The sequence below is a fragment of the Aeromonas sp. S12(2024) genome (assembly GCF_041402305.1).
Classification (GTDB): domain Bacteria; phylum Pseudomonadota; class Gammaproteobacteria; order Enterobacterales; family Aeromonadaceae; genus Aeromonas; species Aeromonas veronii.
The window spans coordinates 118,392-140,480 of record NZ_JBGLRB010000013.1; the positions used below are offsets into that span (position 1 = coordinate 118,392).

Annotated in this window: 21 protein-coding genes; 15 read left to right on the top strand and 6 right to left on the bottom strand. The window is 59.8% G+C overall.

From position 1 onward, the window contains the following. Nucleotides 1–39: 39 nt before the first annotated feature. On the bottom strand, nt 40–933 hold the full coding sequence (locus ACB035_RS13835) for a DUF535 family protein (RefSeq protein ID WP_224969496.1): 894 nt from the start codon (nt 931–933) through the stop codon (nt 40–42). Between the two features lie 326 nt (nt 934–1,259). Between ACB035_RS13835 and putP the strand changes: the two genes are divergently transcribed. The 10 genes from putP to rpoS all read left to right on the top strand — a co-directional run bounded on the left by putP (nt 1,260) and on the right by rpoS (nt 9,723). Further along, a complete protein-coding gene (gene putP, locus ACB035_RS13840; protein ID WP_005354514.1) occupies nt 1,260–2,777 on the top strand; it encodes a sodium/proline symporter PutP in 1,518 nt (505 codons plus the stop codon). A 208-nt stretch (nt 2,778–2,985) separates the two neighbouring features. Beyond that, the gene (gene ftsB, locus ACB035_RS13845; RefSeq protein ID WP_005335520.1) at nt 2,986–3,303 is read left to right on the top strand and encodes a cell division protein FtsB; all 318 of its coding nucleotides are present in this window, start codon (nt 2,986–2,988) and stop codon (nt 3,301–3,303) included. Then, on the top strand, nt 3,296–3,988 hold the full coding sequence (gene ispD / locus ACB035_RS13850; RefSeq protein ID WP_371167477.1) for a 2-C-methyl-D-erythritol 4-phosphate cytidylyltransferase: 693 nt from the start codon (nt 3,296–3,298) through the stop codon (nt 3,986–3,988). Before ftsB ends, ispD begins: the two co-directional genes overlap by 8 nt. A 146-nt stretch (nt 3,989–4,134) precedes the next feature. Beyond that, entirely contained in the window at nt 4,135–4,611 is a 477-nt protein-coding gene (gene ispF / locus ACB035_RS13855) for a 2-C-methyl-D-erythritol 2,4-cyclodiphosphate synthase (RefSeq protein WP_005335518.1), read from the top strand. Then, nucleotides 4,611–5,669 carry a tRNA pseudouridine(13) synthase TruD gene (truD, locus tag ACB035_RS13860; RefSeq protein WP_005354508.1) on the top strand — a complete coding sequence of 353 codons (1,059 nt, stop codon included), beginning with the start codon at nt 4,611–4,613 and terminating at the stop codon, nt 5,667–5,669. Before ispF ends, truD begins: the two co-directional genes overlap by 1 nt. Then, nucleotides 5,650–6,411, top strand: a complete 762-nt coding sequence (surE, locus tag ACB035_RS13865) for a 5'/3'-nucleotidase SurE (protein ID WP_005335515.1) — start codon at nt 5,650–5,652, stop codon at nt 6,409–6,411. Before truD ends, surE begins: the two co-directional genes overlap by 20 nt. Nucleotides 6,412–6,418: 7 nt before the next feature. Then, a complete protein-coding gene (locus tag ACB035_RS13870) occupies nt 6,419–7,036 on the top strand; it encodes a protein-L-isoaspartate(D-aspartate) O-methyltransferase (RefSeq protein WP_005335507.1) in 618 nt (205 codons plus the stop codon). Then, complete coding sequence (locus ACB035_RS13875; RefSeq protein ID WP_005354505.1) at nt 7,033–7,614, top strand: YqaA family protein; 582 nt, start codon at nt 7,033–7,035, stop codon at nt 7,612–7,614. Before ACB035_RS13870 ends, ACB035_RS13875 begins: the two co-directional genes overlap by 4 nt. A 9-nt stretch (nt 7,615–7,623) precedes the next feature. Then, nucleotides 7,624–8,694 carry a LysM peptidoglycan-binding domain-containing protein gene (locus ACB035_RS13880; protein WP_335811985.1) on the top strand — a complete coding sequence of 357 codons (1,071 nt, stop codon included), beginning with the start codon at nt 7,624–7,626 and terminating at the stop codon, nt 8,692–8,694. A 45-nt stretch (nt 8,695–8,739) separates the two neighbouring features. Next, nucleotides 8,740–9,723, top strand: a complete 984-nt coding sequence (gene rpoS, locus ACB035_RS13885) for an RNA polymerase sigma factor RpoS (protein ID WP_005335504.1) — start codon at nt 8,740–8,742, stop codon at nt 9,721–9,723. Between the two features lie 99 nt (nt 9,724–9,822). Here the strand turns inward: rpoS and ACB035_RS13890 are convergent, their stop codons facing one another. Beyond that, the gene (locus tag ACB035_RS13890) at nt 9,823–10,860 is read right to left on the bottom strand and encodes an alkene reductase (protein WP_371167478.1); all 1,038 of its coding nucleotides are present in this window, start codon (nt 10,858–10,860) and stop codon (nt 9,823–9,825) included. Nucleotides 10,861–11,058: 198 nt separating this feature from the next. Between ACB035_RS13890 and ACB035_RS13895 the strand changes: the two genes are divergently transcribed. Further along, complete coding sequence (locus ACB035_RS13895) at nt 11,059–11,625, top strand: TetR/AcrR family transcriptional regulator (protein WP_371167479.1); 567 nt, start codon at nt 11,059–11,061, stop codon at nt 11,623–11,625. A 131-nt stretch (nt 11,626–11,756) separates the two neighbouring features. Here ACB035_RS13895 and ACB035_RS13900 read toward each other — a convergent pair whose 3' ends face one another. Both ACB035_RS13900 and ACB035_RS13905 read right to left on the bottom strand, forming a co-directional pair. Beyond that, the gene (locus tag ACB035_RS13900; protein WP_021229504.1) at nt 11,757–12,092 is read right to left on the bottom strand and encodes an endonuclease domain-containing protein; all 336 of its coding nucleotides are present in this window, start codon (nt 12,090–12,092) and stop codon (nt 11,757–11,759) included. Nucleotides 12,093–12,587: 495 nt separating this feature from the next. Continuing rightward, nucleotides 12,588–13,541 (bottom strand): LysR family transcriptional regulator, encoded by a 954-nt coding sequence (locus tag ACB035_RS13905; protein ID WP_033115874.1) that lies wholly within the window; start codon nt 13,539–13,541, stop codon nt 12,588–12,590. A gap of 155 nt (nt 13,542–13,696) precedes the next feature. Between ACB035_RS13905 and aguA the strand changes: the two genes are divergently transcribed. Both aguA and ACB035_RS13915 read left to right on the top strand, forming a co-directional pair. Continuing rightward, nucleotides 13,697–14,794, top strand: coding sequence for an agmatine deiminase (aguA, locus tag ACB035_RS13910; protein WP_236356828.1), 1,098 nt, complete (start codon nt 13,697–13,699; stop codon nt 14,792–14,794). A 128-nt stretch (nt 14,795–14,922) separates the two neighbouring features. Continuing rightward, nucleotides 14,923–16,626, top strand: a complete 1,704-nt coding sequence (locus ACB035_RS13915) for an amidase (protein ID WP_371167480.1) — start codon at nt 14,923–14,925, stop codon at nt 16,624–16,626. Nucleotides 16,627–16,753: 127 nt separating this feature from the next. On the opposite strand, the gene ACB035_RS13920 is transcribed toward ACB035_RS13915, so the two are convergent. Next, entirely contained in the window at nt 16,754–17,830 is a 1,077-nt protein-coding gene (locus tag ACB035_RS13920) for a DUF4062 domain-containing protein (RefSeq protein WP_236353997.1), read from the bottom strand. Between the two features lie 614 nt (nt 17,831–18,444). Between ACB035_RS13920 and ACB035_RS13925 the strand changes: the two genes are divergently transcribed. Further along, on the top strand, nt 18,445–19,209 hold the full coding sequence (locus tag ACB035_RS13925; protein ID WP_371167481.1) for a CphA family subclass B2 metallo-beta-lactamase: 765 nt from the start codon (nt 18,445–18,447) through the stop codon (nt 19,207–19,209). A 215-nt stretch (nt 19,210–19,424) separates the two neighbouring features. Further along, nucleotides 19,425–20,696 (top strand): hypothetical protein, encoded by a 1,272-nt coding sequence (locus tag ACB035_RS13930; RefSeq protein ID WP_371167482.1) that lies wholly within the window; start codon nt 19,425–19,427, stop codon nt 20,694–20,696. Nucleotides 20,697–20,779: 83 nt separating this feature from the next. Here the strand turns inward: ACB035_RS13930 and ACB035_RS13935 are convergent, their stop codons facing one another. Then, a complete protein-coding gene (locus tag ACB035_RS13935; RefSeq protein WP_371167483.1) occupies nt 20,780–22,027 on the bottom strand; it encodes a DEAD/DEAH box helicase in 1,248 nt (415 codons plus the stop codon). Between the last annotated feature and the right edge of the window lie 62 nt (nt 22,028–22,089).

The window sequence follows — 22,089 nt, forward strand, 5'->3', positions numbered from 1 at the left end:
CAGCATGCTGTTCGCTCTTTTTGTTTCTGCTGCGTTGACTCAGCTTCGCAGCAGATTTGCCTGCAACTCGCTGCCGAGCTGATCGAGCAGCTGATAGCGCGCCTTGTAGCTGGCCCGCTTGCGGGAGGGGATCTCCTCCAGCGTCTTGCGGGGCACCTCCAGCGGCAGGCTCATCCAGAGTTCATCCTGCACGCAGCCCTGATGCTCCTGCCACAAACCGTCGAGGTCGAACTTTACCCGATCGGCGGTGCGCTTGCTGCTCTGATAGACGTGGCTTTGGGTGCGGATCCCGAGCAGGCTCTTGCACGCCAGCCCCCGGGCCAGCTCGGCGGCCATATAGACCAGCAGGGACATGGGGCGCAGCCCGCCGCACGCCTTGGTGACCAGCTTGATCTCCTCGCTCTGCCCCTTGCCGCCCTGCAGCGAACAGATCTCGAGGGTCGGGTTCGGCGCGGGGCGCAGATTGAGGGCCATGTAATAGAGCGCCGCGTCACCCAGCTTGAGGGTAAGGCTCATCTCCCCCTCTTTGCCCATGTGTGTTTGGTAATCCAGTTGCAGGGTGAGGGGGGTCGTCAGCTTGTCGCTCTGCCACTGGGCCAGCAGCAGGCCGCGCCCGCTGTAGATTGCCAGTTGTTGCGCCTTGGGCAGCTGACGTGCCAGCTGCTGGTAGTGGCCGCTGATAAGCCCGGCTCGCAGGCGCTTGCGGAGCCCCTTGTGGCGATAGGGGTGGATCGGCTTTTCCAGAATATCGGGGAAGCGGCTGATCGCCTGCGCCAGCAGCGGTTGCTCCTGCTGCTGGCGATAGAGGGCGCGGGCGCCGGGATTGAGCCAGAGACGCCCCACATACTTGGCCCGTCGGATGAGATGACCCGACTCCTCCACCGGGTGAAGGCGGCGGGCGAGGGTTCGCAGGTGTGACAGATGAGATGACATGGTGCCGACCTCTGACTGGTGTGATGAGACAGGGCGGGGAGTTTAGGAGCGGGGCGCTGGCTTGTAAAAAAATGGATAGTAACAAAATGTGAAAACATAACGCTCAATAGCCGCCGTTGCGGCGATATGGCAGCCACGGCCACGGCAGGAAATCTGGCGCCATCCTCTTGATGCGGCAGATGATTTGATGCGCAAAGGTTTTTATTGTGTTTTGTGTTTGTTAAAAGTGGTTGAGCTGGCGCGAACGGCTGATTAAGCTAGGCCGGTTTTTTAGGGATGAGCCCGTCACCAGAGCGGGCAGAAAATGACACAAAACGGAGTTTTGCATGACAGCTAGCACACCCATGTTAATCACCTTCCTGGTGTATATCCTCGGAATGGTGTTGATCGGCTTCGTCGCCTATCGCGCCACCCGCAACTTTGATGACTACATTCTGGGCGGTCGCCGGATGGGGAGCTGGGTTACCGCTCTCTCTGCCGGCGCCTCCGACATGAGCGGCTGGTTGCTGATGGGGCTGCCCGGCGCCGTCTTCGTCAGCGGCATCTCCGAGAGCTGGATCGCCATCGGTCTGGTCATCGGCGCTTACCTCAACTGGCGCTGGGTAGCGGGTCGCCTGCGGGTGCATACCGAGAAGAACCGCAACGCCCTGACCCTGCCGGACTATTTCACCTATCGCTTTGAAGATCACAGCAAGGTGCTGCGCATCCTCTCGGCGCTGGTGATCCTGCTCTTCTTCACCATCTACTGCGCCTCCGGCGTGGTGGCCGGTGCCCGCCTGTTCGAGAGCACCTTCGGCATGGATTACAACACCGCCCTCTGGGTCGGTGCCGCCGCCACCATCACCTACACCTTCTTCGGCGGCTTCCTCGCGGTGAGCTGGACCGATACGGTGCAGGCGACCCTGATGATCTTCGCCCTGATCCTGACCCCGGTTTTCGTCATCATCGCCGTCGGCGGGGTGGATAGCGCCATGATCGAGGTGGCCGCCAAGAGCGCCACCAACCTCGACATGTTCAAGAATCTGGATGTGATCGCCATTGTCTCGCTGATGGCCTGGGGCCTTGGTTACTTCGGTCAGCCCCACATTCTGGCCCGTTTCATGGCGGCGGATTCCCACCACTCCATGGCCAATGCCCGCCGTATCAGCATGACATGGATGGTGTTCTGCCTCGCAGGCGCGGTGGCCATCGGCTTCTTCGGGCTGGCCTACTTCGCCCGCTTCCCGGAAGTGGCGGCTGGGGTGACCGGCAACCCGGAGCGGGTCTTTATCGAGCTCTCCAAGATCCTGTTCAACCCCTGGATCGCCGGTGTGCTGCTCTCCGCCATTCTGGCTGCGGTGATGAGCACTCTAAGTTGTCAATTACTGGTCTGCTCCAGCGCCATCACAGAGGATCTCTACAAGCCCTTCCTGCGCAAGAACGCCTCCCAGCGTGAGCTGGTGTGGGTGGGTCGCCTGATGGTGCTGCTGATCGCGGTGATTGCCATCGCCGTTGCCATGAATCCGGAAAACCGGGTGCTGGGGCTGGTGAGCTACGCCTGGGCCGGTTTCGGTGCCGCCTTTGGCCCCGTGGTGCTGCTCTCCGTGCTCTGGCCGCGAATGACCCGCAACGGCGCGCTGGCCGGCATGCTGGTCGGTGCCATCACCGTCATCGTCTGGAAGCAGTTCGGCTGGCTGGGGCTGTATGAGATCATCCCGGGCTTCCTGTTCGCACTGCTGGCCATTGTGGTGGGCAGTCTGCTGGGCGAAGCGCCCTCAAAAGCGATGCTGGAGCGTTTCCGCGATGCCGAGGAGGAGTACAACACCCCGGCCGAGAGCGCGGGAGAGCCGGTCGCGGTGAACTGATCCCCCTTACCGCTTTCTGATTGAGAGCCCCGCCCCCGGACAAGGAGCGCCCTGGTTGGCCATCCTTGCACCGGTTTGGCGGGGCTTTGTGCTATCTGATTCACTCTTGGGCACTTTTTTATGTTCGGCCGGTGGCTCCCGGGTGCTCGCTTTCTTTTGTCTTGGCACCGAATATGGGACACTAGGCCGCCTGAAGGAGACCTAGTGCATGCGGCTATTCACCCTGATCCTGATCCTCCTGCTGGGGGGACTGCAATATGACCTCTGGCTGGGGAAGAACGGGCTATCCGATTATCAGAACCTGTCGGAGGCCATCTCGCAGCAACAGCGGGACAACCAGACTCTCAAGGATCGTAACGACCTCATTTACCGCGAGATAGATGATCTCACCTCTGGCCTCGAGGCCATCGAGGAGTTGTCGCGCAACGATCTGGGTTACATCAAGCAGGGGGAGACCTTCTACCGGATCATCCCCAAAGAGAAAGACAAAGAGACAGCGCCGGACGATGAGCCCTACGATGACTGATGCCAGCCGGGTATCCGGCCTGACGGCGATCGTCCCTGCCGCCGGTATCGGCAGCCGAATGGGGGCCGATTGCCCCAAGCAGTACCTGCAACTGGCGGGTAAAACCATTCTCGAACATACCCTGGAGCGGCTGCTCTCCCACCCGGCCATCGCCCAGGTGATCGTGGCGCTGGCGCCCCATGACCGCTGGTTCGAGGCCCTGCCCGTGGCGGCCGACTCGCGCATTGTGCGGGTAGAGGGTGGCGCCGAGCGCGCCTTTTCCGTCCTCAATGGCCTCCATGTGGCGCAAGGGGAGTGGGTGCTGGTGCACGATGCGGCCCGTCCCTGCCTGACTCACGGCGATCTCGATGCGCTGATTGTCGCGGCCATGGGCTGTGGCGGCGCCATTCTCGGCAGTCGGGTGCGCGATACCATGAAGCGCTCCGATGGGGAGGGCAATATCATCGCTACCGTCGAGCGCGAGCAGCTCTGGCATGCCCTGACGCCGCAGATGTTCCCGACCCGTGCCCTGAAACGGGCGCTCGAAGAGGGGTTGCTGCTGGGCGCCACCATCACCGACGAGGCCTCCGCCATGGAGCGGGCCGGATTCACGGTGCGGATGGTGGAGGGGCGCGCCGACAATATCAAAGTGACCCGGCCGGAAGATTTGTCGCTGGCGGGGCTGTTTTTAAACCAGCAGGCATAAGCCCCTCAGTCAGAACAGACCGTTCAGAGCAGAGTGTCTCGAACAAACAGGCCCGAACAAGGAGTTAGCATGATCCGGATTGGACATGGTGTGGACGTACACAAAATTGATGGGGTTGGTTTCAGCATGTTGGGAGGTTGCCGCTGATGATGCGCATTGGTCATGGTTTTGATGTCCATAAATTTGGTGGTGTTGGCCCCTGCATGCTGGGTGGCGTGCCGGTTCCCTACGAGCAGGGGCTGGTTGCCCACTCTGACGGCGATGTGGTGCTGCACGCGGTGAGCGATGCCCTGCTGGGGGCCATCGGTGCCGGTGACATCGGTCGCCACTTCCCTGATACCGCTGCCGAGTTCAAGGGGATCGACAGTCGCATCCTGCTGCGGGATGTCTTTGCCCGGGTACAGAAGGCGGGGTATGCCATCGGCAACCTGGATGTGACCATCATCGCCCAAGCCCCCAAAATGGCGCCCCATATCGACGCCATGTGCGCCGTGCTGGCCGCCGATCTGCAATGTGATTTGAACCGGGTGAACGTCAAGGCGACCACCACCGAACAGCTTGGGTTTACGGGGCGCAAGGAAGGGATCGCCACCGAAGCCGTCGTCCTACTGGTGAAACAATAATGCTGGAACAACTTGCCTATCTGCACGGGGCGCCCACTGCCCGCGGTATCCTCAAGGCCGAGGCCGCCGACTTCGTGGTCAATGAAGATCTCGGCTTCGAGCCCTGCGGGGAAGGGGAGCATATCTTCGTCCGGGTGCGCAAAACCGGCGAAAACACCGCCTGGGTAGCGGGTCTGCTGGCCGACGCGGCCGGGGTCAACCGCAATGCGGTGACCTGGGCGGGCCTGAAGGATCGTCACGCGGTGACCGAGCAGTGGTTTGGTATTCACCTGCCGGGCAAGGCCGAGCCGGACTTGTCGGTCATCGAGAGCGACAGCATCCAGATCCTGCAAGCCAGGCGTCACAACCGCAAATTGCGGGTCGGCTACCTCAAGGGCAACCACTTCACCCTGCGTCTCACCGGTCTGGAACAGGCCGACGGGCTGGAGGCGCGCCTGCAGGCCATCGCCACTCAGGGCGTACCCAATTACTATGGTGAGCAGCGTTTTGGCCGCGATGGCAACAACCTGGAAGCGGCCAAGGCGATGTTTGCCGGCAAGCGGATCAAGGATCGCAACAAGCGTTCCCTCTACCTCTCTGCCGCCCGCAGCATGCTGTTCAACGCCATTGTCAGCGCCCGCATCGAGCAGGGGCTGGCTCATCAGCTGCTGGCCGGTGATTGCGTGATGCTCAAGGGCAGCCACTCCATCTTCAGCGAAGAGAGCGTGACCCCCGAGCTGGAAGCGCGTCTTGCCTCCGGCGACGTGCAACTTACCGCGCCCCAGTGGGGCCGTGGCCGCCTGGCCAGTCAGGGCGCCGCTGCCGAGTTCGAACAGGGCGTGCTGGCCCCTTACAGCGATTGGTGTGACGGGCTTGAGAAAGCCGGGCTGGATCAGGACAGGCGCCCCCTGCTGCTCAAGCCGGAGCAGATGAGCTGGCAGCTGGACGGCGAGGCGCTGACCCTCTCCTTCTTCCTGCCGGCGGGCGCGTTTGCCACCAGCGTGGTGCGCGAGTTAATGCAGGCCGAAGAGGCCGATCACGGTTTCAGGAATCAGACCGATGCGAATTCTGGTCAGTAATGATGATGGTGTGCATGCCGAGGGCATTCGTGCCCTCAGCGAGGCGCTGCGCGCCTGCGGCGAGGTCATTGTGGTGGCGCCGGATCGCAACCGCAGCGGCGCGAGTCACTCCCTGACGCTGGAAGTACCGCTGCGGGTTACCCGCATTGCAGAAAACGGCTTTAATGGGTGCGAGAGCTATGCGGTGAAGGGCACGCCGACCGACTGCGTGCATTTGGCGGTCAACGAGCTGGTGCGTCCTGAACCCGACATGGTGGTGGCCGGCATCAACCACGGTGCCAACCTGGGGGATGATGTCATCTACTCGGGCACGGTCGCCGCGGCCACCGAGGGGCGCCATCTTGGCTACCCCTCCATCGCCATCTCGCTGGTGGGCAAGACCCACTTCGCCACGGCGGCCCACTATGCGGCCCTGCTGGTGAAGGGGCTGATGAAACACCCCCTGCCTGCCGATCAGATCCTCAACGTCAACGTGCCGGACTTGCCCCTCGAGCAGATCAAGGGGATCAAGACCACCCGCCTTGGCAATCGCCACCGGGCGGAGTCGGTGATCTGCACCGAGGATCCCCGCGGTCAGCCCATCTACTGGATCGGCCCCCCCGGTAGCCAGCAGGATGCCGGTGAAGGCACCGATTTTGCTGCCATCGAGCAGGGTTATGTCTCGATTACCCCCCTGACCATCGATATGACTGCCTATGACAGTCTCGCCGGTCTGGGGGCCTGGTTAGATCTGCAGGGATGAGGGTGGTGTGATAGTACAGCGCCTGTTAAATCAGCTCATTGCGCAGGATATTCGCGATTTTCGCGTGCTGGCGACCATCGCGAAAGTGCCGCGCCAGCTGTTCGTGGACGAGGCCATGGCGCACAAGGCGTGGGACAACACCGCCCTGCCCATTGGCCACGGCCAGACCATTTCGCAGCCCTATATGGTGGCGCGAATGACCGAGTTGCTGATGCAAAACAATCCGGCCCATGTGCTGGAGATTGGCACTGGCTCGGGCTACCAGACGGCGATCCTCGCCCATCTGGTGGAGCATGTGTATACCGTGGAGCGGATCAAGTCGCTGCAGTTCCAGGCCAGACGCCGGCTGCGCCAGCTCGATCTGCACAATGTCTCGGCCAAGCACGGCAACGGCTGGCTGGGGTGGCCCAACAAGGGGCCTTATGACGCCATTCTGGTGACGGCCGCGGCGAGCGAGATCCCGACGGCGCTCACCGATCAGCTGGCCGAAGGGGGCCGACTGGTGTTGCCCGTGGGTGACAGCCAGCAGACCCTGCAGCTGATCGAACGATCCGGATCCCAGCTGACCAGCCGTATTCTGGAGCCGGTACGTTTTGTTCCCCTGATTGACGGAGATGTTGAGTGAAGTTGTTTTCCCGTTTGTACGTACTGGTGATGCAGTGGGCTCGCCACAAGCATGCCCCCTGGTATCTCTCCATCACCGCTTTCATCGAGTCGGTGTTCTGGCCGATCCCGGTGGACGTGATGCTGGCTCCGATGGCGCTCGCCAAGCCCCACAAGGCGTGGCACTACGCCACGCTGGCTACTGTCTTCTCTGTGCTGGGCGCCCTGTTTGGCTATGCCCTTGGCTATGCCCTGTGGGATCCGGTCGTGCTGCCACTGGTGGAGTCTGTGGGCTATCAGGACAAGATCGAGATTGCTCGCAACTGGTTTGAGCAGTGGGGGATCTGGGTCATTTTCATTGCCAGCTTCACCCCTATCCCCTACAAGGTGTTTACCGTGACGGCAGGGTTGTTGCAAATGGCTCTGCTGCCCTTCATCATCACCTCCCTCATCGGTCGTGGCATGCGCTTTTTCCTGGTTGCGGGCCTGATGCGTTGGGGTGGCGAGAAGATGGAACGCAAACTGATGCACTACGTAGATGTGCTCGGTTGGCTCTGTATTGGTCTGGCCGTGGTGGCCTATTTCTGGTTTAGTCGTTAAGGATCCATTATGCGTTCGCGTATTTGGCAAGGAAGCAGTGTCGTGGTGTTGTCATGGCTGCTGCTTGCCTGCTCCTCCAGTAAAAATGCAGCTCCGGTAGATGGTGTTGATGAGGGGCAGTTTGTCTCGACCATTCCGGCTCGCCAAAGCGGTGCCCAGGTCAGCGCCCCCATTCAGGGCGGCAGCTATGTGGTGAAACGGGGCGATACCCTCTACTCCATCGCCTTCAACTCCGGCAACGACGTGCCGTCGCTGGCCAGCCTCAACAACATCAGCCCGCCCTACAACATCTATCCGGGGCAGCGACTGCGACTCGATGGTTCCAGCGCCAGTGTTGGCAGCAGCCGCAGTGCCGGTACCTATGAGGTGCGCCGCGGCGATACCCTGAGCAGCATCGGCCGCCAGTTCGGCATGACGCCGCAGGCGTTGGCCCAGAGCAACAACCTGAGCGCCCCCTATGCGCTGCAACCGGGTCAGGTGCTCAATGTCCAGACCGCAGGCGGCGGTTCGACCCAGATGGTGGCTGCGACTCGTCCGGCAACCGTGACGCCGGTGGCCGTGAGCCGTCCGAGCAGCGGTCCGCGTCCGTTGGCCGAGCCGAGTGGATCTGGTCAGACCACGCCGTTCATCTCTCAGAAATCCGTTGCTCCGACAGCACCGAAGGAATACGCTCAGTCCAAAGAACAAAAAATAAACAACTCCCAGTCGAGACTTGCTTGGCACTGGCCCGCAAAAGGCCGGATTGTCGAGGGGTTCTCTGTTGCAGAACAGGGTAACAAGGGGATCGACATAGCCGGCCAGAAGGGGCAACCCGTCTACGCCGCCAGCAGCGGTAAAGTGGTATACGCTGGCAGTGCTTTAAGGGGGTACGGCAAGCTGATTATCCTCAAGCATGATGATGACTATCTCTCCGCTTACGCACACAACGACGAGTTGCGGGTGAAGGAAGGGGACAGCGTCAAGGGGGGCTCGGTCATTGCCAACATGGGTAGCACGGACGCGCCGGATGTGCGATTGCATTTCGAGATCCGGTACAGAGGCAAGTCGATCAATCCGATGAGCTATTTGCCAAAGCGTTAACCCCAGAGAGACCGTCTTACTCTGGTAACGTCAGGGAGACACACCATGAGCCAAGAACAACTGGTAATGCAGGATGCAGAGTTAGAGTTTGACGCTGAACCCGAATCTCACGAAGTAGAAGAGTTGCAGGAGGTAGCCGCCGAGGCGGACGAGACAATCTCCGATGAGTTGCTGGCACCTGAGCTGAACAAGGTGATGGATGCCACGCAACTCTATCTGGGGGAGATAGGTTTCTCCCCGCTGCTCACTGCCGAAGAGGAAGTCTACTACGCCCGTCGTGCCTTGCGCGGTGACAAAGCTGCCCGTAAGCGCATGATCGAGTCCAACCTGCGACTGGTGGTGAAAATCGCCCGTCGTTACAACAACCGCGGCCTGGTGCTGCTGGATCTCATCGAAGAGGGCAACCTCGGTCTTATCCGCGCGGTCGAGAAGTTTGACCCCGAGCGCGGCTTCCGTTTCTCTACCTATGCCACCTGGTGGATCCGCCAGACCATAGAGCGGGCCATCATGAACCAGACCCGCACCATCCGTCTACCCATTCATGTGGTCAAAGAGTTAAACGTTTACCTGCGCACCGCGCGCGAACTCTCTCACCGTCTCGATCATGAACCGACCGCCGAGGATATCGCATTCGCGCTGGATCGTTCGGTGGATGACGTGAACCGCATGCTCAAACTCAACGAGAAGATCACCTCGGTGGATACCCCCATCGGTGGCGATCGCGACAAGGCGCTGCTAGATGTGCTCTCCGACGAGCGCGGCATGGGGCCTGAGCTGGAGTCTCAGGAAGATGATATGCGCAGCAGCATTGTCCACTGGCTGGAGGAGCTCAATCCCAAGCAGCGGGAAGTGCTGGCCCGTCGTTTCGGTCTGCTGGGCTACGAGCCGGCCACCCTCGAGGATGTGGGGGCCGAGATTGGCCTGACCCGCGAGCGGGTGCGCCAGATCCAGGTGGAGGGGCTGCGCCGTCTGCGGGAGATCCTGCTGAGCCAGGGGCTCTCCATCGAGGCGCTGTTTCGTACCAATTAAGCATCCGCACCAACTGATCCGCGCATCAGCCAGATAGCACGAGGGGAGCAACAGCTCCCCTCGTTTTTTATTGCCTGTGGTCTGGCGATGGCTTCGTGGTTATACCAGCTCAGCCAACATGGTGTCGGCGTAGGGCACCAGCGCTTCTCCCTTCTTCACCTTGGTGAGGTAGTCCGGGTTGGCGATAAGTGGACGACCGATAGCCACCAGATCGAAGCGGTTAGCCTCGATGGCCGCAGCGGCGCGCTCGGCGTCGTAGTTACCCACCCCGACCAGATTGCCCTTGTAGTGGGCACGCAGATAGTCGGAGGCGCGGCCACCCAGATAATCGAAGGTGAGGTTGTCATCGAAGATGCCGAGGTGGATATAGGCCAGCAGGCGATCGTTGAGCTTGCCCAGCAGGTAGTCGAACACAGCGCGATCTTCCGGGCTGCCCGCCAGATGGACATAGGCACCCGGGGAGAGGCGAATACCAACCCGATCACCGCCGATGCGGGTGCTGATGGCATCGACCACTTCCAGCGCGAAGCGGCTCATCTTTTCCGGGCTGCCACCATAGTTGTCGGTGCGCAGGTTGGTAGAGTGGTGCAGGAACTGGTCGATCAGGTAGCCGTTGGCACCGTGGATCTCCACCCCGTCAAAGCCCGCCTCGATGGCGTTGGCTGCGGCTTGGGCGTAATCCAGCACCAGCTGGGCGATTTCCGCCTCGGTCAGGGCACGCGGCACCTGATAGGTCAGCTCGCGCATGCGGGGCACAGTGCCCTCGTGCGCCACGGCAGAGGGGGCCAACACTTCAGTCTGATGGAAGAAGGGGTGGGAGAGGCGACCGACGTGCCACAGCTGGGCGAAGATCTTGCCGCCTTTGGCGTGCACGGCGCTGGTCACTTTCTTCCAGCCATCGATCTGCGCCTGGGTGAAGAGGCCCGGGGTATTGGGGTAACCCTGTGCGTCGGGGCGGATGATGACGGCCTCGGAAATAATCAGGCCGATGTCGGCGCGGCGGCCGTAATAGGCTGCCATCTGCTCGGTCGGCACCAGACCTGGGCCTGCCATGCAGCGGGTGAGCGGGGCCATCATGAAACGGTTGGCCAGGGTCAGAGTGTCATTGAGTCGATACGGCTGAAACAGGGTATTCATGATAGGTTGTCCTGAACGGGTTATTCTTGAACGTGCATTCAAGACGTTTTTTGCGTCGGGTGCAAGCTTTTTTGAATGCCCGTTCAAGAAGGTTGGCCCGAGCGGGCGGCTGGGGTAAACTTGCCGCCCTTTCCAGCCACTCTTTATCGGTGGGCTCTGTTGCCCCTTGCCGGTGAACCATTTCCCACGGGAGGAACCATGCGCATAGCCGAGTTTGATCGGGACGAGGTACTGCGAAATGCCATGGAAGCGTTTCGCGCCAAGGGATATGCCAAGACCACCATGCAGGAGCTGGTGGCTGCCACCGGCCTGCACCCGGGCAGCATTTACGGCGCCTTTGGCAACAAGCGCGGCCTGCTGCTGGCGGCGGTGGATCACTATGTCGAGGGTAAACGCACCCTGCGCCGCTCATTGCTCGACAACCCGAGCCCGCTGGCGGGCCTTGCGGCCTATCTCGACCGGATTGTGGGGGAGGCGCTCTGCGGCTCCTGTCTGGTGACTCGCACCATGATGGAGCTGAGCGAGCAGGATGAGGAGCTGACCCAGCGGGTCAAGGGGATCTATGGCGAGCTGGAGCAGGATCTGGCCGAGTTGCTGACACAGGCGCAGGCCAAGGGCGAGCTGGCCCCGGATAGCAATATCCACACCCTCACCGCCCTGCTGCTGATCAACCTGCAAGGTCTGGTCACCTTCGCCCAGTGCCGCCCCGATCGCCCTCTGCTCGACGACGTGGTCACCCAGCTGATGTGGGCCCTGCGGGCGTAACGCGATACCACAGAAACAACCATGGCTCCCTCGGGAGCCATGGTTGTTTCCAGGGATGCCACACGCGCTGGGTTGTTTGCTCCCTTCTCCCCTTGCGGGAGAAGGGTTGGGGATGAGGGGGAAGGCTCTGCTCAGCGCAATGAGAGCCAAATATGGGCCAGTACGACCTCCATCCGACTCAGCACATCGTTGTTCCACACTCGTATCACGCGAAATCCCTGCTGATTGAGATAGGCTGTCCGAGCCTCATCATGCATCTGGTTCGCTAGTGTTCCATGTTGCGAACCATCCACTTCGATGACCAATCCCTGTTCAAGGCAAATGAAATCCACCACATAGGGGCCGATGGGCATTTGGCGGCGAAATTTCAGCCCCGCCAGACGGCGATTGCGCAACTGTTGCCACAGTTTCTGCTCTGCCTGTGTGGCATCTCGTCTCAGTCGCTTGGCAACACGGTTGCTCTCCATTAATTGCTCCCACTCTGTATCGCCTTATAGATATAGCCAGCTTCCCATCCGTTTACCGGTTGGGTATTGCGTCCCCTCACCCTAGCCCTCTCCCAATGGGAGAGGGAACAGGTCGAGTTGTGGTTGGGATTGGACTGATCACCACTGCGCTTATTGTCTTATTCGAGCTGGGTCAGCTGGATTGGGTGATAAGCAGATGGCGATAACTTTTCGAATGTATTGGGAGTCGCTTAGCTGGCTGGCAGACTGGCTGAATGGTTGTCAGCGATGCTGCAAGTGGTAACGTAACTGCTCCCTTCTCCCCTTGCGGGAGAAGGGTTGGGGATGAGGGGAAAGAAGCCCCCTCACCCTAACCCTCTCCCAAAGGGAGAGGGAACTGATCGAGGTTCTGTGCGGGCATCGTGGTCGGCCAACAAGCTCCTTCATCAAATCCTTGAGCCACACCTGCGCCGGTTGTTGAGTATGCGTCGATGGGGTATGCCAGACGCCGCGGCCTTACCTCGGCCCCACCAGCTCCTTCATCAAATCTTTCAGCCACACCAGTGCCGGTTGCTGGGCATGCACGGGGTGCCAGACGCAGTTGAGGTGATAATCCGGCACATCTTCGGGCAGCGGCAGGCTTTTCAGCGGCCAGTGGGTGGCGAGCAGCTCGGCCACCATGCTGGGCAGCACCAGCAGGTGATCGCTCTGGCTGACAATGGCGGCGGCGGACATATAGCTCTGGCTGTTGACCGAGATGGTGCGGCTAAAGCCCTGACTCTTCAGATAGCGGTCGAGGCTCGCCTCCGAGGTGCCAAGGGGCGAGTGGAACACATGGGGCATAGCGATAAGCTGCTGCAGGGTGATGCGTTCCTGCCACTGGGAGGGGTCATCCTCGGCGCCGGCGGGGGCCGATTTGGCAATGGGCAGATCGGCGCGTACCAGCCCGGCCAGCGGCTCGGTGAGCCAGGTCTCTTTGCCCAGATACCCCGGCACCTGCATGTATTCGTCAAAGCCCAGCACCAGATCGATCTCGCCGCTTGCCAGCTCGGCTTCGGGCAGGGTGTCGCGCAGGATGCGGATCTCGATGGTGACCCCCGGCGCCAGCCGTCTGAGCCGCTGAATAAGCGGCGGGATCAGCACGCACTCCACGTAATCTGTGGTGCAGAGCACGAAGCGCCGCTTCGACTGGCTCGGCTCGAACTCTTCTTCCTCGGTGAGCTGCTGCTCCAGCAGCCGCAGCGCCTGCTGCACCCCGAGATGCAGCCGCTGGGCGCGCGGGGTCGGCAGCATCCCCTGCGGGGTGCGCACCAGCAGCGGGTCACCGAGAAAGGTGCGCAGCCGGTTAAGGGAGTGGCTCATGGCGGGCTGGCTGATAAAAAGCGCCTCGGCGGCGCGGGTGACGCTCCCTTGCGTCATCAGGGCGTCAAACGCGAGCAGCAGATTGAGGTCGAGCTGGTGCAGTTTCATGGGGGGATTATTCGTCGTGTTTATGGGACAATCCATCCTATTCATTTGATGGATGGGGGCGCAACGTCTTAATCTGCGACCCACTGTTATTTTTCCGGGTTCCCGCGCCGCATCGGGCGTAAACGGGGGCCTCAATCCATGCAAGGAGCCTTGCGATGAGCATCAAGACCATTAACTCCACGCCGGCCGCCGACGGCTTCACCATGCCCGCCGAGTGGGCGCACCAGCAGGCCGTCTGGATGATCTGGCCATTTCGCCCGGACAACTGGCGCGTAGCCGGTCGCTTCGCGCAAGAGACCTTCGCCAAGGTGGCCGATGCCATCGGTGGCGCCACCCCGGTCTTTATGGGGGTACCGGCCCAGTTTATGGAGCAGGCTCGCGCCATCATGCCCGCCCACGTCACTCTGGCTGAAATGAACAGCGATGACTGCTGGGCCCGCGATACCGGCCCCACCATTGTGACCAACGCTGCCGGCGAGTGCCGTGGGGTGGATTGGGGCTTCAACGCCTGGGGCGGCCACAAGGGCGGTCTCTACTACCCGTGGAATCAGGATGAAGAGGTCGCTGCCCAGATGCTGGCCCAGCACGGCATGGCTCGTTACGACGCGCCGCTGATTCTGGAAGGGGGCTCCATCCATGTTGATGGCGAAGGCACCTGCCTGACCACCGCCGAGTGCCTGCTCAACGAAAACCGCAACCCGCACCTGACCAAAGAGCAGATCGAAGCTTACCTGCGCGACTATCTGGGCGTCACCAGCTTTATCTGGCTGGACGAAGGTGTCTACATGGACGAAACCGACGGCCACATCGACAACATGTGCTGCTTCGTGCGTCCGGGTGAAGTGGCCCTGCACTGGACTGACGACCAGAACGATCCCCAATACGCCCGCTCCGTGGCCGCCCTCAAGGTGCTGGAAGCGGCGGTGGATGCCAAGGGTCGCAAGCTGAAAGTGTGGAAGCTGCCCCAGCCGGGCCCGCTGTTCTGCACTGAAGAGGAGTCTGCCGGTGTCGAGAGCGGCAGCGGTGTGCCGCGCGAGGCAGAAGGCCGTCTGGCCGGTTCCTATGTGAACTTCCTCATCACCAACGATCGCATCGTCTACCCGCTGCTGGATGCCGCCACCGATGGCGAAGCCCAGCGCATTCTGGAAGAGATTTTCCCGGAGCACACAGTGATCGGCGTACCGGCTCGCGAGATCCTGCTGGGCGGTGGCAATATCCACTGCATTACTCAGCAGATCCCTTCAGGTCAGTAAACTGGTCGAAGAGTGTAGAAATTCAAAACCCCACGCCGTGGGGTTTTATCTCTTGATGGTGTGATGGTCGCCAGCGCAGATGCGGCGATCATCATGACAAACAGTCACCCTTTTACAGGAGATCCTAAATGATCGAAGTGACCGAGGTTTCCATTGCCGAGCTGCGTGCCGCGCTCGAATCAGGCCGCACCACAGCGGTCGAACTGGTCAAGGCCTATCTGGCCCGTATCGAGGCCTACAACGGCCCCGAGACTGCCACCAAACTCAACGCCGTGGTGGTCGCCAATCCCGATGCGCTGAAAGAGGCCGAGGCTTCCGATGCCCGCCGCGCCCGTGGCGAGACTCTGGGCCCGCTCGATGGCATCCCCTACACCGCCAAAGACAGCTATCTGGTCAAGGGGCTGACAGCCGCCTCCGGTAGCCCGGCCTTCAAGGATCTGGTGGCCCAGCGCGATGCCTTTACCGTTGAGCGGCTGCGCGCCGCCGGTGCCATCTGCCTTGGCAAAACCAATATGCCGCCGATGGCCAATGGCGGCATGCAGCGCGGCGTCTATGGCCGTGCCGAGAGCCCCTACAACGCCGACTACCTGACCGCGCCGTTTGCTTCCGGCTCTTCCAACGGGGCCGGTACTGCCACCGCCGCCAGCTTCTCTGCCTTCGGTCTGGCGGAAGAGACCTGGTCGAGCGGCCGTGGCCCTGCCTCCAACAACGGCCTGTGTGCCTACACCCCGTCCCGTGGCGTCATCTCGGTGCGCGGCAACTGGCCGCTGACCCCGACCATGGATGTGGTGGTGCCCTATGCCCGCACCATGAACGACCTGCTGGAAGTGCTCGACGTAGTAGTGGCCGACGATGCCGATACCCGTGGCGATCTGTGGCGCATGCAGCCCTGGGTGCAGCTGCCCAAGGCTTCTGAAGTGCGTCCGGCTTCCTATCTGGAGCTGGCTGCCAAGCCCGATGCCCTCAAGGGCAAGCGCCTCGGCGTGCCGCGCATGTTTATCAACAAGGATGAACTGGCTGGCACCAGCGAAAACCCCGGTATCGGCGGCCCGACCGGTCAGCGCATCCATACCCGCGAGACCGTGATCTCGCTGTGGGAGCAGGCTCGTCAGGCGCTGGAAGCCGCTGGCGCCGAAGTCATCGAAGTGGACTTCCCGCTGGTCTCCAACTGCGAAGGGGACCGACCCGGCGCGCCGACCGTGTTCAATCGCGGCATCGTGAGCCCGGAGTTTCTCAACGACGAGCTGTGGGAGCTCTCCGGCTGGGCGTTTGACGACTTCCTGCGCGCCAACGGCGATCCCAAGTTGAACAAGCTGGCCGATGTCGATGGGCCGAAGATCTTCCCCCACGATCCGGGCACATTGCCGAACCGCGAGGGCGATCTGGCGGCGGGCATGGACGAGTACGTCAATATGGCCAAGCGTGGCCTGAAATCCTGGGACGAGATCGTCACAGTGCCGGATGGCCTGCGCGGTCTGGAGAAGACCCGCAAGCTGGACCTGGAGGACTGGATGGACGGGCTCAAGCTCGACGCCGTGCTGTTCCCGACCGTTGCCGACGTCGCCCCGGCTGACGCGGATGTGAATCCGGCCTCTGCCGATATCGCCTGGAGCAACGGCATCTGGGTCGCCAACGGCAACCTCGCCATTCGCCATCTCGGCGTGCCGACCGTCACCGTCCCCATGGGCGTGATGGCCGATATCGGTATGCCGGTGGGCCTGACCTTCGCCGGTCGTGCCTATGACGACAACAACCTGCTGCGCTTCGCCTCGGCCTTCGAGTCCACCGGCAACAAGCGTATGGTGCCGCCGCGGACGCCGCCGTTGGGGTAAGTGGTTACTGGGGATAAATAACCAGTGTTAGTTTGGTGATAATAAAACCACCCCACATGAGGGTGGTTTTATTTTTAGCCCTTCCATGGATAAAAAGGATTTATTATTAATCATGGAATGATTGTTTTCATAGCTGAAAGTGCTCTTTAAGGGCGTCTTCATACCAAGAGTGAAGGGTGTTGAAATTGGTCGATTTTATAACTCCCTTATATATCCTGACTAGTTTATGCCAGTTTCGATCAGGAATAAAACCAGCAAGCTCGGAGTCTGAAAAGCAAATCATGTGATTGCCCATAGTGTTTTGTGAGTCTTCTTTTTGAATAAAAACAATGTTTTCCATGTTTTTTAAGTAGCTTGCCAGATCATTTTCTTTTTCTGTGTAAGCTATAGACCCAGTTTTTTCTCTAATAGTAGATTCATAGTCATCAGCATCTTCATTCCATACGGATTCGCTGAGTGATTCAATTAGGATGGAATAAAATTCAATGCCCAGAGACGATTCTATAGAATTATTTATGAGTTTTGATGTCTCTGCCTCTCCGACTTCTTTGTTATGGAGACTACTAACCAGAGCTTCAAGTTTTGTCGATGAGTTTGCCAATTTCTCTAAGATGGATGTCATTGCTTCAACTTTGTCATGTTCTTTTCTCTTTTGTAAAAACGAGAAGAACATCCCAGCCCATTGTTTCTTTAGGTGAGACTCAATGTCGCTAAAAGACTGATATTTTTCTATTCCATTGTTTGTCTTGGCTCGGTGGACGATATCAATAAATGAAAAAATTGAAGTCGCATCACTTTGCTTTTCTATTGCGGGGTAACTTATTTTATTTGCAAAGACTTCACCATGAATGCGCAAATTTTCTTTGTAATAATGTTGTGCAGAAAAAACATCTGCTTTTACAAATGTAAATATTGGTAGGCCAACTTCTCTTGCTTTATTGTATTCTGCTTGTGTTATGGATTCTCCATTTCCATCTTTAAATTTTCCACCATAACGCCCTGATATTATCAAGACGAACATATCGCAATTAGAAACTTCATTGACACAAGATTCATGTGTATGAGTATCGACGTCATAATAAACGCCACTATATTCACTAAGGATAGGCTGAAATCCATGGTTATATATGAACCTCTCTAACTGTGAGCGTTCTTCCTGTAAGTCATAGCAAGTTGAACTTACAAAGACTTTGGGGATTGCCATTGAATTACCTCAATAAAAACAAAAATATTAGTTGGTGTATTGTACAGTTGTACTGGCTTTGAATGAAGCTTTTGAATTTTGTTGTGTGAACTACGGCAGATGATGTTTTGTAAGCTATAGGTGCTCAGGGGTTCCTGCTTCTCTTGCTAACAGGATATTCGCGGTAAACGGACGATTACGCTGCGCTAATCGTCCCTACATGATGTGACTTATTGTTACCTTCCCCTCATCCCCGGCCCTTCTCCCCTTGTTTGTGATCAAGAGTGGGAGAAGGGAGCAAATAGGCTCCGCTGGTTGTGCTTTACGTACGAGGTTCGGGTGGGGGGGGAATTGGCACGGGCCATCCCCTCTCCCTCGGGAGAGGGCTAGGGTGAGGGGCCGCTATCTGTGTTGTAGGTTTGAATGGCGCAGCGTATTCGGACATTCGCGAACAGGAGGTCGTTGCCGATTTTTCCGGACTTTCCCCTGACTTCCCCCAGACTTCCCCCAGACTTCACCTTCTCTTCACACAACCTCATTTTCCCCTCACAAATCCCCCGTATCTTCTGCTCACTGCTTAAAAGGCCCGGCTTGCCACAGGGGTGGCGAGGGGGCGGTTGGTTCGAGGGAGCAAGATGATGAAAGGTTGGATGAAGTGCACATTGGCCGGAGCCGTGGTGCTGATGGCGAGTTTCTGGGGTGGCAGCGTGCGGGCGGCGGGGATCGAACTCAAACAGGTGAGCGGCCCTGTCTATGTTGTTGAAGACAACTACTACGTCAAAGAGAACTCCATGGTCTATTTCGGGGCCAAGGGGGTGACTGTGGTGGGGGCGACCTGGACGCCGGATACCGCCCGCGAGCTGCACAAGCTGATCAAACGGGTCAGCAGCAAGCCGGTGCTGGAGGTGATCAACACCAACTACCACACCGACCGGGCGGGCGGTAATGCCTACTGGAAGTCCATCGGGGCCAAGGTGGTAGCGACGCGCCAGACCCGGGATCTGATGAAGAGCGACTGGGCCGAGATTGTCGCCTTTACCCGCAAGGGGCTGCCGGAGTACCCGGATTTGCCGCTGGTGTTGCCGAACGTGGTGCACGATGGCGACTTCACCCTGCAAGAGGGCAAGGTGCGCGCCTTCTTCGCGGGCCCGGCCCACACGCCGGACGGCATCTTTGTCTACTTCCCCGACGAGCAGGTGCTCTATGGCAACTGCATCCTCAAGGAGAAGCTGGGTAACCTGAGCTTTGCCAATGTGAAGGAGTATCCGCAGACCATCGAGCGACTCAAGGCGATGAAGCTGCCGATCAAGACGGTGATTGGCGGTCACGACTCGCCGCTGCACGGCCCCGAGCTGATTGATCACTATGAAGAGCTGATCAAGGCGGCGCCGCAGTCATAAGGGTTGCGCGACAGACTGGCAGCAAGCCGTGTCATCGCTGCAATCAGCAGCCATAACGGCACACCACAAAACGCCCGCTTTCAGGAAATAAGCGGGCCTTTTGCGTTTGCGGTTTTTTTGGTGGCTGTGAGTGCGTGGCATTAACGCTGTTCAAGGGAGGGAGGCTTTCATAAGATGGCCCTCTCTCTTTTCCATGAAAGTTATCCATTTTCGTTATGCAATACGCCTCTCTCGCGCGCCTCAAGCAGGCCTTTATCACCGGGATGTGGGCCTCGCTGGTCAGCATCGTTATCGGCTTCGCCTTCAAGGTGTGGCTGGCGCAATGGGTCGCCAAGGGGGAGCTGGCGCTGTTCAACAGCGTGGTGGATTTGATCTCCCTCTCCTTTATCCTGATGACAGGTTTTCGCTCCTCCATGGTGGTGAGCTACTCCCAGACCAAGAACGATCGGGACATCATCAATATCTTCCGCTACTTCCTCATCGGCATCGTGCTGCTCACCTGGGGGGCGGTGATCCCCTATATCAAGCACGGGCTCCATATCCGAGTGGAGTATCTGCAACTGGTGGGGGTCATCTTCGGGCTGGGGCTCAAGGTCTACTTCACCAATCTGGTGGCCATGTACCGGATGTATGCGCTCTCCAACCGGGTCACCTGGCTGGAGCCGCTGGCCAACGGTCTGCTGTTTATGGCCTGCTATTTCGGACTGGGGATGGATGCGCTTGCCTCGCTCTTCTACGGGCTGACCTTCTCGTCGCTCGCCATCGCCGGTTATATGTATGTTTCGCGCCGTCGGGCCATCGCCACCAGGCCGCTGGCCAAGGTGGCGCTCGGCCCAGAGATGGTGAGCTATGTGAAGAAGAGCTTTACCGCCTCGCTGGAGGCGGGGGCCAGCATCCTGATGATTTACATCACTGTGCTGCTCACCATCCGCCACTTCAGCATCGACGAGCTGGGGGATTTTCAGGTGGTGGTGCGCCCCATCTTCACCTATATGACCACCTTGTTTGTCTTCCCCATCTACCGCTTTGTGCTGCCTGAGCTGGCGGTCAATCTGCGCAATGGCGATCACCGCCAGATAAGGCTTATTCGCCGCTGGATCTTCCGTCTCTCCGCCATCGTCAGTCTGGCCTTCTTTGGCTTGATGCTGCTGGCGGGTAAACCGCTGGTGTTGCTGTTCTTCCCCGCCGACTACGTGGGGGCGGTGCCTGTGCTGTTCCACTTCTCCATCTTCTTTATCTTTATGATGCTCAATGGCTATCAGCTCGCCTATATCAAGGCTCACGGTCACTTTACCCAGAGTTTGTTGATCCGGCTGGCGGGCATAGTGGCGCTGATTGCGGCCTACTATCTGGTGGCCGAGTTCACCGCCAACGTGGTGGCGATTATCGTGGCGCTGGGCCTCGGTTATATGGTGATGTTTATCCTCTCGACCCTGGCGGAGCGACAGATCTTGCGATCCCTGCCACTGGTGCTGGCGACCCGTTAGGGTGTGACTCGCCAAGAGCTGGCCCCTGTCAGATAACAAAAAACGCCCGTGCGGGCGTTTTTTATTGGCGGCGCAGGGCAGGCTTAACGCTTGCCCTTGCCACCCTTGTTGCCAGCGAGGGCCTGCTTTCTGGCGCGCTGCTTCTGAGCCGCCTTGCTATTGCGGCGCGGCTCGGGCTCGAAGCGGGTGAGATCCGGCTCAAAGCCGGGGAACCACTGCTGGGGCAAGCGGGTGTCGAGTACCGCTTCCACCTTCTCCAGCAGCGGCGCATCTTCCGGGCTGAACAGGGTAATGGCGAGCCCCTTGTTGCCGGCACGGCCGGTGCGACCGATACGGTGGACGTAATCCTCCGCCACAAACGGGAACTCGAGGTTAATCACATAGTTGAGATCTGTGATGTCGAGGCCGCGGGCCGCCACGTCGGTGGCAACCAGCGCCTGCAAGGTGCCAGCGCGAAACTCCAGCAGCACTTTTTCTCGCGCGCTTTGCGACAGATCGCCGTGGAAGGCGAGCGCATTGATGCCCGCCTTGCCGAGCTGCTGGGCCAGCTTGTCAGCCCCCTGACGGGTGCGGCTGAAGATCAGCGCCGGTGCCCACCCTTTCACTTTCAGCATGTGTTCGACCAGCGCCAGCTTGCGATCGCTATCCACCGTGTAGACCCGCTGTTCCACCTCGGCCGCCGTGGTGTTGCGCGGTGCCACTTCAATCAGCTCGGGGTCACGCAGCAGCACCTTGCAGAGGGCAAACAGGTTGTCATCGCAGGTGGCGGAGAAGAGCAGGGTCTGGCGATCCACCGGGATCTGTTTGAGCAGCGCCTTAATCTCGTCCATAAAGCCCATGTCGAGCATGCGATCCGCCTCGTCAAACACCAGATGGCGCAGGCTATCCAGGCTCAATGTCCCCTGACGCAGATGGTCGAGCAGGCGGCCCGGGGTGGCGATCAGGATATCCACCCCGGCTTGAAGCGCCTCTACCTGCGCCGCGATACTCACTCCGCCGTAGACTTGCGTGCTGGTGAGACCGGTGCCCTGGCCGTAGCGCGCCACGCTCTCGGCGACCTGCACCGCCAGCTCGCGGGTCGGCACCAGCACCAGCGCGCGGATTGGGCGGGGCTCTGCCTGTGGCTGTTGTTGCAGCTGTTCCAGCAGCGGCAGCACAAAGGCGGCGGTCTTGCCGGTGCCGGTCTGGGCCCCCGCCATCAGATCCCGCCCTGCCAGAATGACGGGGATGGCGCGAGCCTGAATGGGGGTCGGTGCGGCATAGCCGAGCTCGGTCAGGGTCTGCTGCAAGCGGGGGGAGAGGGCCAGTTCGGCAAAGGAGGCTGTGGACATAGGGGCACCAGTCGGGGTTATCGCGGCCTGCGGCCACGATGCAGTGAGTGATCGTGGCCGCG